11 protein-coding genes are annotated in these 13,784 nt (G+C 73.1%); 3 read left to right on the top strand and 8 right to left on the bottom strand.

The features are described 5' to 3' along the window. Nucleotides 1–2: 2 nt before the first annotated feature. From ACFE7W_RS17085 to ACFE7W_RS17065, 5 genes are all read right to left on the bottom strand, one after another. Entirely contained in the window at nt 3–281 is a 279-nt protein-coding gene (locus tag ACFE7W_RS17085; RefSeq protein ID WP_375426026.1) for a DUF6703 family protein, read from the bottom strand. Further along, nucleotides 278–1,357 carry a polysaccharide pyruvyl transferase family protein gene (locus tag ACFE7W_RS17080; RefSeq protein WP_375426025.1) on the bottom strand — a complete coding sequence of 360 codons (1,080 nt, stop codon included), beginning with the start codon at nt 1,355–1,357 and terminating at the stop codon, nt 278–280. Before ACFE7W_RS17080 ends, ACFE7W_RS17085 begins: the two co-directional genes overlap by 4 nt. Before the next feature lie 127 nt (nt 1,358–1,484). Further along, entirely contained in the window at nt 1,485–2,804 is a 1,320-nt protein-coding gene (locus ACFE7W_RS17075; protein ID WP_375426024.1) for a glycosyltransferase, read from the bottom strand. Between the two features lie 116 nt (nt 2,805–2,920). After that, on the bottom strand, nt 2,921–5,167 hold the full coding sequence (locus ACFE7W_RS17070; RefSeq protein WP_375426023.1) for a glycoside hydrolase domain-containing protein: 2,247 nt from the start codon (nt 5,165–5,167) through the stop codon (nt 2,921–2,923). A gap of 226 nt (nt 5,168–5,393) precedes the next feature. Then, complete coding sequence (locus ACFE7W_RS17065; RefSeq protein ID WP_375426022.1) at nt 5,394–5,948, bottom strand: hypothetical protein; 555 nt, start codon at nt 5,946–5,948, stop codon at nt 5,394–5,396. A 119-nt stretch (nt 5,949–6,067) separates the two neighbouring features. Here ACFE7W_RS17065 and ACFE7W_RS17060 point away from each other — a divergent pair, with 119 nt between their 5' ends. Next, nucleotides 6,068–6,388, top strand: coding sequence for an antibiotic biosynthesis monooxygenase family protein (locus ACFE7W_RS17060; RefSeq protein ID WP_375426021.1), 321 nt, complete (start codon nt 6,068–6,070; stop codon nt 6,386–6,388). A 17-nt stretch (nt 6,389–6,405) separates the two neighbouring features. Here the strand turns inward: ACFE7W_RS17060 and ACFE7W_RS17055 are convergent, their stop codons facing one another. The 3 genes from ACFE7W_RS17055 to ACFE7W_RS17045 are packed head-to-tail and all read right to left on the bottom strand — an operon-like array spanning nt 6,406 to nt 10,975. After that, complete coding sequence (locus ACFE7W_RS17055) at nt 6,406–7,038, bottom strand: ATP-binding cassette domain-containing protein (protein WP_375426020.1); 633 nt, start codon at nt 7,036–7,038, stop codon at nt 6,406–6,408. Next, a complete protein-coding gene (locus tag ACFE7W_RS17050) occupies nt 7,035–7,859 on the bottom strand; it encodes an ABC transporter ATP-binding protein (RefSeq protein ID WP_375426019.1) in 825 nt (274 codons plus the stop codon). The genes ACFE7W_RS17055 and ACFE7W_RS17050 overlap by 4 nt, the downstream gene beginning before the upstream one ends. Continuing rightward, nucleotides 7,856–10,975, bottom strand: coding sequence for a hypothetical protein (locus tag ACFE7W_RS17045; protein ID WP_375426018.1), 3,120 nt, complete (start codon nt 10,973–10,975; stop codon nt 7,856–7,858). The genes ACFE7W_RS17050 and ACFE7W_RS17045 overlap by 4 nt, the downstream gene beginning before the upstream one ends. 225 nt (nt 10,976–11,200) lie before the next feature. On the opposite strand from ACFE7W_RS17045, the gene ACFE7W_RS17040 reads away from it, so the two are divergent. Together ACFE7W_RS17040 and dusB are read left to right on the top strand one after the other, a co-directional pair. After that, nucleotides 11,201–12,604, top strand: coding sequence for a glycine--tRNA ligase (locus ACFE7W_RS17040; RefSeq protein WP_375426017.1), 1,404 nt, complete (start codon nt 11,201–11,203; stop codon nt 12,602–12,604). Then, nucleotides 12,598–13,743, top strand: coding sequence for a tRNA dihydrouridine synthase DusB (dusB, locus tag ACFE7W_RS17035; RefSeq protein WP_375426016.1), 1,146 nt, complete (start codon nt 12,598–12,600; stop codon nt 13,741–13,743). The genes ACFE7W_RS17040 and dusB overlap by 7 nt, the downstream gene beginning before the upstream one ends. The last annotated feature ends 41 nt before the right edge of the window (nt 13,744–13,784 follow it).

Here is a 13,784-nt window from a genome sequence, read left to right as displayed (position 1 = left end):
GCTCAGGCTGCTCGCAGCCGGGCCAGGGCCAGCAGGAGCACCAGCACGACCATGAACAGGCGCAGGGTCCGCCCGCCCGGCCCGACCACCGGCCAGGACAGGTACGCGATCCAGCCCACGAACGCCGCCACCACGACCAGCGCGGTCACCCCGACGGCCACCGGACCCAGCACGCCGACCGCGATCAGGACGACGGTCAGCAGGGGGACCGTCGGCCGGGGCAGCCGGTGCAGCCGGACCAGCAACGGTCGGCTGGCCCGCTCGACCTCGGCCCGGCTCACAGCGTGAGCTCGCGCAGCCGACCTTCGGCCCCGGCGATCGTCCCGCGTGCCTGGGCGAGAGTCGCGGCGCACTCCTCGTCGAGCGTGCCGCCGGCCAGGGCCGCCTCGACCTCGTCGACCGGGTCGGGGGCGGTGCGCAGGTCGATGCTGCGGCTCCAGCCGATGTCGGCGAGCAGCGGGGCGAACTTGCGGCTGTAGGCCAGCGCGATGGCCGGGGTGCCCACCGACAGCGCGTTCAGGCAGGCGTGCATCCGGGAGCCGATCACCACGGCGGCGCTGGCGACCATCTCGCGGACGTCGGTGAGCGAGGTCGGCACCAGGATCTCCGGCTCGGTGTCCAGGCTGGACGCGAACGACCGGATCGCCGGGACGTCGTTGTCCGCGACGGGGGAGTCGAGCACGTGGGCCAGCAGCGTCACCGTGCGGCCGGCGGCCACGAGCCGGGCGTACAGGTCGGTGACCGTCTTGCGGTAGGCCAGGTGGTCGACGTGCGGCGACGGCTCCCAGAGCAGGCCGCTGACGTTGAACACGACGTCCCGCGTCACCACCCGCTCGGGCGCGGGCAGGGCGAAGACCACGTCGGTGGTCAGGTGGTCGACCGGCCGGCCCAGGGCCCGGGAGTGCTCCGCGCTGGTCTGGTCGCGGGCCATGACCAGCGTCGCGGTGTGCAGGTTGCGCCGCGCGATCAGCTTCGCGCGTCGACCCGAGAACGGTCCGATGGTCTGCGGGGTCATCACCAGCGGCACCTTGGTGCGGTGCACCTCCTCGGCTAGCAGGCTCTGGGCGAACAGCCGGTTGAGGCCGTAGATGTCGGCGAAGCTGTCGCCCGCGCGGGTGTCGAGCACCAGGTCGAACCCCCGCAGCCAGTCCCGCAGTCCGCCGCGGTTGGTCACCATCTCCTTGGCCAGCACCTTCGGGTCGCCGACGCGCACCGGCGCCACCCCGGACCCGTACGCCAGGAAGGTCATCTCGGTGCCCGGATAGGCCCGCTGCACCAGGGCCGCGGTGCCGGCCGCGAGGGCGCGGACGCCGAGGTTGCTGGAGTTGTCGTCGGCCCAGAGCACTAACGCGCGCACGCGGATCCTCATTCGTCGTCGGTCGGCGCCGACCACGCGGTCGGCGGGCGGGGGGTCCGTCCGGCCCTGCGGCCGGGGCAGCCGCAGGGCTCGAGGCTACTGCAACGGCACCGGCCCGGATGCGGTGTCAGAGGGTGCTGAGCACCCCGACCGCCGCGGGGCGCGGCGGGATCCGGGCCAACAGCGCATCGAAGACGCGAGCGCGGTCGAACTGCAGGGCGTGCTCGCGCGCCCGCAGCTCCATCGCCTCCCGCTCGTGCTCGGGCAGGCTCAGCGCTTCGTCGAGGGCGGCGGCGATCGCTGTCGGGTCCTCCACGGGCACGATCAGCGCGGTGTCACCGACCGCCTCGCCGATGCCACCCGTGTCGGTGGTGATCAGCGGGCCGCCGCCGGCCAGCATCTTCTCCACCAGGGCGATGCCGAAGGTCTCGACGAACTCGGGCCGGGGCTTGCTCGGCAGCACGAACGCGGCGCTGCCGGCCATCAGGTACGGCTTCTCGTCGTCATCGACGTCGTCGAGGAAGACGATCCGGGACGCCGCCGGGGAAGCGGCGGCCACCCGACGCAGGTGCCCCGCCTCCGGTCCGTTGCCGGCGATGACCAGGGTCAGGCCGGCAGCCCGCTCGCTGGCGGCGAAGCCGGCGATCAGCTCGTCGACCCCCTTGGCGTGCGCCAGCCGGGACAGGAACAGCACGTAGCCGTTGCGGTGCAGGCCGCGGTTCTCCAGCGTGGCGGCGAAGCGGTCGAGGTCCAGGACGAGGTAGTCGGCGGTGTTGATGGCGGGGTAGGAGATGCCCACCCGTTCCCGGCACCGCTCGGCGAACCGGGTGCCGTGGCGGGCGTCGATGTCCTCGGCGGAGGAGATGATCAGCTGCCGGGTGTACTCCGAGACGGCGACCGGTACGTCGGAGCCCAGGTACGCGGTAAGGACCTGGGCGGCCGCCCCGAAGCGGCCCTGCTCGACGCACGAGCGGACGACGTTGGTGACGTCGGACCCGACGGCCTCGGCGATGGTGGTGACGTCGACGGGCAGGCCCGTCGCCTGCGCCACGCGGACCGCCTCGCTGACGGCGAGGGTGTGCGGGCTGAGGTACAGCGACAGGCAGACCGTCGGCACGCCGTCGGTGAACAGCTCGACCAGCCGGCCGACCAGTCCGGAGAGGTAGCGGCCGTCGGGCACCTTGTAGTCCCCCACGGGCTCGGGGCGCTCGACCTCGATGCCCACGCTGTAGGGGCTCACGCCGTCCAGGGGCTTGAGCGGCAGCCCGGTCTCGACCAGCCGGTCGATCGGCCAGGTGACGATCCGGACCTCGGTGAAGCCCCGGTCGAGGGCGACCTCGGCGAGGTTGCGGGCCTCGCCGGAGTGCCCGCAGATCACCGGATCGGCCCGGACCACGATCACGAGCCTGCGGCGGGGCTGGGGGACCTGACGTCCTCGTCGATTCATGGTCCGGCCTTTCGGGTCAGGGGTGGACGGCGGTCGGGCGGGAGTCGGGGCATCGGCTCGCCGAGCCTGTCGAAGGGCGTCCTTCGACAGGCTCGGGGAACGTCGGCGGCCGTTCGTCACGAGGCCACCGCAGTCGGTGAACTGGGGCTCACCGACGGGGGCCGGCTGGTGGTTCCCCAGGCGGAGGGCTCGGGTCCGAGGTCGATCTGCAGGCGGCCGCCGCGGTGTAGCTCACGGGCGCTGACCCAGCTCTGGTGCAGCGGCCGGCCGTCGAGGCTGGCTGACTGCACGTACTGCACCGGCCCGCCCGGCGTCGGCTCGACGAAGCCGGTGGTCTCGATGGCCAGCTCCTCACCGCCGAGGTCGACCCGGGCCTGGGAGAACGCCGGGGCGTTGACCAGGTACATCGACTGGCCGGCGATGGGGAACAGGCCCAGCGACGCCCAGACGTACCAGGAGCTCAAGCCCCCGGAGTCGTCGTTGCCGGGCAGTCCGCCCCGGCCCAGCCCGAACTGCCCCTGGACGGCCGCGTGCACGACCTCGGCGGTCCGGTCCGGTCGCCCGACGTAGTGGTAGGCCCAGGGGACCTCCATGTCGGGCTCGTTGTTCAGCCCCTCGAAGCGGTTCAGGGCGTAGCCGGCGAGCAGCTCGGCCACCCCGGGCCGCACGCCGACCTGGGTGACCGGGTCAGCGCCGTAGCCGAAGAAGGCGTCGAGCAGGGCGAGGAACGCCTCGTCACCGCCGGCCAGCTCGATCCTGGCCGCCATGTCGTGCAGGACGCGGAAGGAGTAGTTCCACTTGCCGCCCTCGTAGAACGAGGAGTCGACCAGCAGGCCGGTCCCGGGGTCGTACGCGTTCCGCCACTGGGTGGCCAGCTCCTCGCACTGCGCGGCCAGCTGGAGGTCGCCGACGTAGCGGGCGACCAGGGCCGTGCAGTGGTAGCCGAAGGCCAGGTCGAGGGTGTGGGTGACGGGGTGGGCCACCCCGCGCAGCAGGTACTCCTCGCCGTACGCGCGGCGGAGGTCGAGGTCCATGTGCACAAGCGCCCAGTCCCAGTCGACCCCGGTCACCCCGAGCTGGCAGAGGTCGGCGAGGAACGTCTGGGCCAGCGCGCTGCCCTGACGGGAGAAGCGGTCGGCACCCTTGGCCATCCGGTAGCCGATCGGCAGGTTCCCCTCCTCCTCGCAGACGTAGAGCAGCGCGTTCGCCAGCTCGACGGCCCGGTCCGGGAAGAGGGCGGTGATCAGCGGCAGCTGGGTGCGGTAGATGTCCCACATGGTGCAGAGGTCGAAGACGAAGGGTCCGTCCGTCGGCCAGAAGGGGCTCTCGTCCGGGGCGAAGCAGGGCTTGATCAGCGAGTGGTAGAGCGCCGTCGCGAAGACCTGACGGCGTTCGGTGGACGGGGTCTCGACGCGGATCTTGCCCAGGTGCCGACGCCAGGCTGCCGAGGTCTCGGCGTGCCGGGCGTCGAAGGAGGTGGCGGTGACGCCGGCCCCGGCAGCGGCGGTGCTGGTGCCTCCACAGTCGGCCAGCAGGTTCGCCTTGGCCTGCTCCACCCCTCGGAGGGAGAAGCCGAAGCGCAGCTCGACCACCTGACCGGGCTCGGCCCGGCCGCGCCACATCAGCCCGAACGGGCGCAAGGTGGTCGGCCGGATCCGGTCGAAGTCCAGCCGGGTGCCGCCCGGCATCAGCCGCCGGTCGTACCAGAGCAGCTGGCGCCAGTCGCCGGCGTCGCACTCCAGGTGGACGGCCAGCGGTGCCCCTTCGACGACGATCTCGGCCTGCGCGACGCCGGGGCCCAGCGCCTCCAGGTGCGCCCGCAGCGGGACGGTCGCCCCGTACGGGATCCCGAGCCCGCCGGCGGAGAAGTCGATCACCAGCCGGGCATCGCGGTGGGCGGGGAAGGTGTAGCGGTGCACCGCGCTCTTGGGGCCGACGGTGATCTCGGCGCGGATGCCCGAGCTGAGGGTCGCGGCGTAGTAGCCCGGCTCGGCCCGCTCGTCGAGCAGCTCCCAGTCAGCGCCGAGGCTGTCCAGCGGCTCCAGCATCGGGGTGACCTTGAAGTAGTTGTAGTACTTGCGGATCGCGCCGGTCCCCGACTGCTGGAAGTGGGTGAAGCCGGACGCCAGCTGCCGGTCGCGCCGCTGCGGCGGGACGCCCTCGGTGTTGAGCTCGTACAGCCCGTAGCCGGTGGGGTAGGAGCCGGAGTAGGCACAGGCCGAGACCATGCCGAAGGGGTAGGTGGCACCCGGGTGGGTGTTGCCGACCTGCGGCTTGGGCCACCACCAGGTGGCCGCCAGTCCGGTCGGGACGGGCAGGTCGGTCGCTGACGTGCCGATGAACGGGTCGACGTGCTCGATCATCGGTCCTCCTGCCGGGCTGGTGGTGATCTGTGCGTGAGCTCCGCTGCGTCCGGCAGGTCGGCTTGTGCGAGAACGTTAGGGGCCGGACATTTCACCGAGATGTCGCGCCGATGAGAAGTGGCTGAGACTTGGGTCACGGTTCTGGCTCCGACGCGGCGGGCCGCCCGGGGCACCATCGGCACCGCGCCGGCGCCTGCTCGCGTTGCCGGTCCCGTCCTGTCTGAGCTCAGGCCTGGGCGACCAGCTGCCGCTCGAGCTCGCGGCGCTCGCGTCGGCCGCCGACCACGATCGGCACTGTGGTGAAGCGTCGGATGGCCGCCACGACCTCCTCGGGCGGGACGCCGGCGGGCACGGGCACCGGGGGGCCGAACCGGGGGCGGGTACCGGCGCGCCGGCCGAACCGGAGCTCGGCGGAGGAGTAGACCCGCAGCGACCGGGACGACAGGCCCAGCCGCTCGAGGCCGACCAGGGCGCTGTCACCACCGATCCACACCGCGGCCACGTCCGACCACGCCTGCACGTCGGTGCCGTAGGTGCTGCGGAGGCCGTCCGGACCCAGCGTCAGCACCAGGGCCTGAGGGGGCACGAACGTGAGGCCGACGAGCACGATCAGCCCCAGCGAGCTCAGCAGGCCGACGACCAGCCCGACGGAGCCGACCTGTTCCGGGAGCAGCGCCACCAGCAGCTGGAGCACGACCGTGAGCAGGAACCACCACAGGAGCAGCCGCCCGCGACGTCCCCAGCTCGGCCGTTCGCTGCGGAACTCGACCCCTCCGCCCACGCCCCTGCCCACCTCCCACTCGCCCGAGGACCACCAGGATGCCGGACGCCCGGGCCGTCCGTGCCTCCCGGAGCGATTCCCGAGCTAAGACGGCGCCTCCGGACGCCTACGCTGGCCCGGTGATCGTGCTCAGCCGCTTCCGGGTGCCGACCGAGACGGAGCTCGACTTCGTCGCGCAGGCCGAGGCGGCGATCGCGGTGCTGCGGCGGCGGGAGGGCCTGTTGTCCTTGGACTTCGGCCGCAACCTCGACGAGCGGGACCTGTGGACGATCACCACCCGGTGGGCCGACGTCGGCTCGTACCGGCGGGCGTTGAGCGGGATCGAGTCGAAGTCCGTCGTCGTACCGCTGCTGTCGCTCGCGGTCGACGAACCGTCGGCGTACGAGGATGCGGACCTCGTGGGCGAGAACTGGGCCCGCGGCGCCCCCGGGCCCGGCTAGCCGGGCCGGTCGAGCGGTCAGCCGAGCCGCACCCGGCGGTCGCACGACGCCAGCAGGATCTCGTCGCTGCTGGCCACCAGGCACACGGTGCCCCGCTGCGCGCTGTGCTCCAGCACGTCGGTGAACCGCTGGGCGCTGTCGGGATCGAGCTCGCTGGTCGGGTGGTCCAGCACGAGCAGGCGCGGGCGGGCGATCAGGGCACGGGCCAGGGCGACGCGCTGCTGCTGCCCGCCGGAGAGCTGCTCGGCCAGGTTGTGCCAGCTCGACGGCGGCAGGCCGACGGTCGCCAGCTGCTGCTCGGCGCGCGTCCACAGCGCGGCCGCGGGCTGGCGGGTGATCCCGAGCAGCACGACGACCAGGTTCTCGACGGCGGTCAGGGTGCCGATCAGGGTGCGCTCGCCGCTGACGAATCCGACCTTCCCGGCGCCGGCGGCCGACGTCAACGGCTGACCGTCCAGCGTCAGGGTGCCCGCCGCTCGTGGACGCCGCCCGGCCAGTGCCCCGAGCACGGCCGAGACGTCCTGACCGGTACCGGCCGAGATCGCGACCCGCTGTCGGGGCGGCACCTCGAGGTCCAGGCCGCTGACCACCGTCCGCGACCCGCGCTGCACGGTGACCCCGTGCGCCACCAGCCCCAGCGCGTGGGTCACCGGTCGCCTCCGGTCTGCCGGTGCCGGATCTGGATGGTCTCGCCGACCTGCTCCACGCGGACCTGCGCCCCGGCGGGCCAGCCGGCGGCCAGGGCCTCGGGCAGCTGGATCGAGCCGTCGGCGCCGATGACGGCGTACTGCTCGTGGCGCAGCCCCTCGGCCCCGATCCGGCCGTCGCGCATCCGCACCATCCGCTGCATCCGGCCCGCGACCTCCTCGTCGTGGGTCACCACGACCACCGTCGTGCCCGAGCGGCCGGTCGCGGTGAGCAGGGCGTCGAACAGGGCGTCGCGTTCGTCCTCGCCGAGCCCGCTGGTCGGTTCGTCCAGCAACAGCAGCGCGGGCCGCCGGGCCATCGCCACGGCGAGCGCGGTCAGCTGTCGCTGGGCGCGGTCCAGCTGGGCCACGGGCCGGCGTTCGGACGCCAGCCCGGCCGCGACCAGCACCGGGTCCTCGGACGCGCTCGCCCCGGTGGCGAACCGGACGCACTCCGACGGCGTCGCGTACGGCAGCAGGGTGGAGGCGACCCCCTGCAGCATCAGCCCGAGCGTCCGGGCCCGGTAACGACTCAGCTGACGCTCCCCGAACGCCGCGATGTTCTCCCCGTCCACGAGCACGGAGCCGGCCGAGGGGCGCCGCAGGCCCGCCAGCAGGGACAGCAGCGTCGACTTGCCCGAGCCCGAGGGCCCGAGCAGGGCCACCCGTTCGCCGGGGTCGACGTCCAGGTCGACCCCGCGCAGCGCCGCCACGTCGGTGCCGAGCACCCGGTAGACGTGCACCAGACCCACCAGCCGGACCTCGGCGCCGACGGCCGACGTCACCGGCCCCACCCCGCGGGGGGTCGCGTCTCGAGCAGGGTGCCGACCGTCGCGACCGCCAGGACCGCGACCGCGGTGACCACGCCGACCACCGCCAGGGAGCCAGGGCTGACCCCGAGGTCCAGCGGCGGACCGGGCGAGCCCAGGTCGACCAGCGGCAGCCGCGGTGCCGACAGGACCAGGGCCACGACGCCGCTCGCCAGGCCGAGGACGGTCGCGAGCAGCGGGGGACCGGCGATCTCGACGAAGGCCAGCCGTCGGACCGTGCCCGGGGCGAGACCGGCGTCCCGCAGCGAGCTCCAGTCGGCCCGGCGGCGGCGTCCGTCGGCGACGCGGGCGGCGACCAGGGCCAGCAGGCTGACTAGCAGCCCGGCGTACGCGAGGGAGACCGCGACCGAGGCGCCACGGGTCGTCGGCTCCCGCAGCTGGGTCGCGGTGGCGTCGGCGAGCCGGTCGTGAGCGTCGATGCGCAGCCCGGCGGCGACCAGCGCCTGCTCGACCCCGGCGGGCGCGTCGGGGGCCAGCCAGACCTGGTCGACGGCCTGGTCCTTCGCCGGGTCGGAGAGCCCGACGGCGTTGCCCAGGTCGACCAGCACGCCGTCACCCAGCAGCCGCGGCAGCACCGAGGCGGTGCCCACCACGTGCAGCAGCTGGCCGTCGCCGTCGACGCCGTGCCCGAACGCCGTGTCCGCGAAGGCGGGATAGTCCGTGAGCTCGGTCTGCGGCCCCACCACCGCCGGCAGCGGGTCGGTGACGTCGGAGGAGGCCGCGAGCGGCTCCGAGCTGCCCTGGTTGTCGGTGACCGTGAGCAGAAGGCCCTGGTCGGTGCCGGTGGGGACGGTCAGGGCGTCCGGCGTCGGGGTGTGGAGGTCGCCGACGCGGGCGTGCCAGCGGGCACTGTCGCGCAGCCACGCGTGGGACTCAGCGGCCGGTTGCTCGTCGGTGCTGACCCCGGTGACGGTCAGGTGGGCGTTGAAGGGAGCCAGGCCCTCGGACAGCAGCCCGATCCCGACCAGCCGGCAGCCGGCCGAGCAGGCGATCGAGGCCGTCAACGACCTGGTGTCGGAGATCTCCCCGAGCGTCCCGAGCCGCACGGTCTTCCAGGCCCGCCCGTCGTCGACCACCATGACCATCGCGGGGTCGAGCGCCGCCTCCGGACCGCCGAACGAGTCCTGGGGCGAGACCCCGACCGAGGCGACGTCGACCTGAACCCGTCGACCGCGCAGCACAATGGTCGGCGTGGTCGGAGGGTGCAGGGCGGCTGCGAGGCCGGCCACCCCGGACCAGGCCGGGTTCCACGCGGCCACCGCTGCGAGCCGTTCGGAGTCCACGGCCATGATGCGGTCGGTCCCGTCGTAGCCGGTGCGGGCCCGCAGCATCGCGGCCATCGCGTACCGGCCGCCGGGGTCGGCCGTCCGGACCGCGGTGCGGAGGTCGACCCCCGGCGGGGCAGTGACCTCGAGGACCGTGGTGGCCCCGTTGGCGGCGTCAGCCCGGAGCTCCTGGTTGCGGACCGAGAGCGCCAGCACCTGCGTGGCGAACACCGTCAGGGCCACCCCGACCGCGATCACGATCGCCGGGTTGAGCGAGGTAGGCACCCGCGCGGCCTGCCGCGCCACCACGATCGCGACCAGGCTCCGGGACGCTCGGCGGGTCACCCGCCGCACGACCAGCACCGCCAACCGGACGGCCAGGACGGCCAGGGCCAGGGCGAACAGGCCAGGAGCGAGCAGCCCTAGCTGGGAGCCGCCGGCGGTCAGCACCCCACCGGAGAGCAGCTGGTAGAGCGTGGTGGCGGCGAGCAGCACGACCACGGCCTGGGCCACCGCGCCCAGCCGGGTCACCCGGCGCGCCTCGGAGCGCGCCTGGACCACCTCGGCCAGCGGCTGCACCACGCTGGGCGCGCTCACGGCACCCAGGGCGAGCAGCGAGGCCACCACGGCCGCGACGGCGGCCACCCCGACCGGCCACCGGGCCACCTCGACGACCGTGTCGGGGCGCAGGGACGCCGCGACCGTCAGCCGGGCCACCCCGACGGCAGCCGCCAGGCCCAGCGGAGCGGCGAGCAGCAGCACCACGCCCGGCTCGGCGAAGACGGCGGTGAACCGTCGACGCCGGCGGACGCCGAGCAGCCGCCCCGTCGCCCATTCGGGACCACGCGACCGGGCGATCCGTTGCAGCACCACCGCCAGGGAGAAGAGCCCCAGGCCCAGCGCCTGTGCCTCGGTCACCCCGACGAGGACCTGGGCGGCCTGCGACTTCGCCCCGGCGCGGTCGAGCACGTCGCCCAGCGTGGTCACCAGCGACAGCAGCACGGACTGGGTGGCGATGGCGTGCTGAATCTCGGCCAGCGACGACCGGAGCTCATCGAGACCGGCCAGGTCGACCGGCTGGCGCACGGTCAGGCGACTCGACACCAGGACCGAGAGGGGCATGGTCTGCAGGAGCGCGTCGGTCACCATCATCGGGTCTCCCGTCACCTGCGCCGCCGCTCCGTCCTCCCCACCCGGCCGCGTCAGCGGCGCTGCCGTCCGCTCGGGGTCGTAGAGCCCGGCCACGGTCACCCGACCCTCCACGTTCTTGGCCAGCTGGCTGATCCGGTAGTTCAGCACCGTGCCCGGCCGGATCCGGCCGGCTGCCGCGTCGTCGGTGCTGACCAGCACCTCCCGCTTGCCCTCCGGGCACGACCCGGCGGTGATCACCAGGCCGGGACAGCCCGCGTCGACGAGCCGGGCCCTGGACGCCTTCTCTCCCGTTCCCTGCTGCTCGGGTGTGGCCCAGGCCAGGTTGCTCGTGCTCTCGCCCCAGGTGGCCGGGGGGTTCCAGACGGTGGGGTGGCCTTCGGCGGTCGGGGCCAGGATGCCGGTGACGACCGGCTCGAACAGCGCCGGGTCCTGCCCGAGCTCGACGGCAGCGCCCACGGTCACCGCCGTTCCGGCCGGGCTCATCGAGGCGATGGTGTCGGCCACGCTCGACTGCTGGATCGAGCGAACCAGCAGGGGCCCGAGGGAAGCCGTCAGCACCGCGACCGTGGCCAGCAGCAGCAGCAGAGCGTTGACCGCGAGGCGGCTGCGGAGCGCTCCGACCCACAGCGGACGCGACGTCGGGCCAACCTGCACGTCCGCAGCGTAACCACGTCGGGTGCAGCCTCACGGGTGGTAGCCAGTGTCGGTTCTTCCGCCCAGTGCGCCGGAACTGGCCACTGCTCGTCGGCTCAGCCCGGACCGACCACCGCGCAGTCGGTAGGCTGGGGCGTCTGCCTGGCACGTCCAGGCGGCACCCCTCGAACCACCTAGCGCCATCCCAGCCGGGGATGGCGCACGCAATGCGCTTGGAGTAGTCCCGTGCCGACCAGCCGCCTCGACCAGAACCGTCTCGAGAGTGTCATCAACCTCTGCAAGCGACGGGGGTTCGTCTTCCCGGCCGGCGAGATCTACGGCGGCACCCGCTCCGCCTGGGACTACGGGCCCCTCGGCGTCGAGCTCAAGGAGAACATCAAGCGGCAATGGTGGAAGTCCGTGGTCAACGGCCGCGACGACGTGGTGGGCCTCGACTCCTCGGTGATCCTGCCCCGCCAGGTCTGGGTGGCCTCGGGCCACGTCGGCGTCTTCACCGACCCGCTGGTGGAGTGCCTGAGCTGCCACAAGCGGTTCCGGGAGGACCACCTGCAGGAGGGCTACGCCGAGCGCAAGGGCCAGCCCGACCCGGACGCCGTCGCGATGACCGACGTACCCTGCCCCAACTGCGGCACCCGCGGCCAGTGGACCCCGCCACGCGACTTCAACATGATGCTCAAGACCTACCTGGGCGTGCTCGAGGACGAGTCGGGGCTGCACTACCTGCGGCCCGAGACCGCGCAGGGCATCTTCGTCAACTTCGCGAACGTGGTCCAGACCAGCCGCAGAAAGCCGCCCTTCGGCATCGGGCAGGTCGGCAAGAGCTTCCGCAACGAGATCACCCCGGGCAACTTCATCTTCCGGACGCGTGAGTTCGAGCAGATGGAGATGGAGTTCTTCGTGCCGCCGGGCAGCGACGAGGAGTGGCACCAGTACTGGATCGACGAGCGGACCCGCTGGTACACCGACCTCGGCATCGCGGGCAGCAATCTCCGGCACTTCGAGCACCCGCAGGAGAAGCTGTCGCACTACTCCAAGCGCACCGTCGACATCGAGTACAGGTTCGGGTTCGCGGGCAGCGAGTGGGGCGAGCTCGAGGGCATCGCCAACCGGACCGACTTCGACCTGAGGACCCACAGCGAGCACTCCGGCACCGACCTGTCCTACTTCGACCAGGCCGGCGGGGAGCGGTACCTGCCGTACGTCATCGAGCCGGCGGCCGGCCTGACGCGTTCCCTGATGGCGTTCCTGGTCGAGTCCTACACCGAGGACGAGGCCCCGAACACCAAGGGTGGTGTCGACAAGCGGACGGTGCTCAAGCTCGACCCGCGGCTGTCACCGGTCAAGGTCGCCGTGCTGCCGCTGTCGCGCAACGAGGCCCTCTCGCCCAAGGCACGCGACCTGGCGGCGACCTTGCGCAGGCACTGGAACGTCGACTTCGACGACGCCCAGGCGATCGGCCGCCGCTACCGCCGCCAGGACGAGATCGGCACGCCGTTCTGCCTCACGGTCGACTTCGACACCCTCGAGGACGATGCCGTGACCATCCGTGAGCGGGACACGATGAGCCAGGAACGCGTCGCCCTGGGCCAGGTCGAGTCCTACCTCGGTGCCCGGCTCGTCGGATGCTGACCACGACCGAGGTGTCGGGGCTGAGGCTGGGTAACCTGCACGTGGACACCCCGGTGGTGCTCGCGCCGATGGCTGGAGTGACGAACGCCGCGTACCGGCAGCTGTGCCGGGAGCAGGGGGCGGGGCTCAAGGTCTGCGAGATGATCACCAGCCGCGGCGTCGTCGCCCGTGATCGCAAGACCCTGCAGATGCTGCAGTTCGACCCGGGCGAGAGCGTCCGGTCCGTCCAGCTGTACGGGGTGGACCCGCTGATCATGGCGCAGGCGACGACGATCTTGATCACCGAGCACGAGGTCGGCCACGTCGACCTCAACTTCGGCTGTCCGGTGCCCAAGGTGACGCGCAGGGGTGGGGGAGCGGCCCTGCCCTGGAAGCGCGACCGGCTGAAGATGATCTTGGACGCCACGGTCGGGGCGGCAGCCCGGCATGACGTCCCGGTGACGATCAAGACCCGCATCGGCATCGACGATGACCACCAGACCTACCTGGACGCGGGTCGGATCGCCGAGCAGAGCGGGGTGGCGGCGATCGCCCTGCACGGCCGTACCGCCCAGCAGGCCTACTCGGGCGAGGCCGACTGGACGGCCATCGCCGCCCTCAAGGCGCACGTCAGCATCCCGGTGCTGGGCAACGGCGACATCTGGGAGGCCTCGGACGCGCTGGCGATGGTGGAGCAGACCGGCGCGGACGGGGTGGTCGTCGGCCGTGGCTGCCTCGGCCGGCCCTGGTTGTTCCGCGACCTCGCGGATGCGTTCGCCGGCCGGACGACCCGGACGCTGCCCAGCCTCGGCGAGGTCGCGGCCATGATCCGCCGGCACGCCGAGCTGCTTGCCGGGCTGAGCGAGGAGCGGTACGGGTTGACGGAGCTGCGCAAGCACATCGCCTGGTACCTCAAGGGCTTCCCGGTCGGCAGCGACACCCGCCGCGCGCTGGGCCTGGTCAGCTCGTTCGCCGACCTGGACGCGGCCCTGGCCCGGCTCGACCCGCACGCCCCGTTCCCGGTCACCGAGCTCGGCACCCCGCGCGGCCGCCAGGGCAGCCCACGCGACAAGGTGGCCCTGCCCGAGCACTGGCTGGACGACACCTCCGGGCTCGACGTGGACATGGCCGACGCGGAGCTGGGCGTCTCGGGTGGCTGACCCCCTCCCGGCCGGGCCGTCGGCGCGGGCGCAGGCGTGGG

It is taken from the genome of uncultured Friedmanniella sp. (genome assembly GCF_964244285.1).
Taxonomy (GTDB): domain Bacteria; phylum Actinomycetota; class Actinomycetes; order Propionibacteriales; family Propionibacteriaceae; genus Microlunatus.
The sequence above is the reverse complement of the archived record's forward strand: the minus strand, read 5'-3'. Positions and strand labels throughout refer to the sequence as shown.

What these genes read in the sequence shown, in the direction of transcription:
- ACFE7W_RS17075 (WP_375426024.1), bottom strand. Translation starts at nt 2,804, where the DNA reads ATGAATCGACGAGGACGTCAGGTCCCCCAGCCCCGCCGCAGGCTCGTG.
- ACFE7W_RS17070 (WP_375426023.1), bottom strand. Translation starts at nt 5,167, where the DNA reads ATGATCGAGCACGTCGACCCGTTCATCGGCACGTCAGCGACCGACCTG.
- dusB (WP_375426016.1), top strand. Translation starts at nt 12,598, where the DNA reads ATGCTGACCACGACCGAGGTGTCGGGGCTGAGGCTGGGTAACCTGCAC.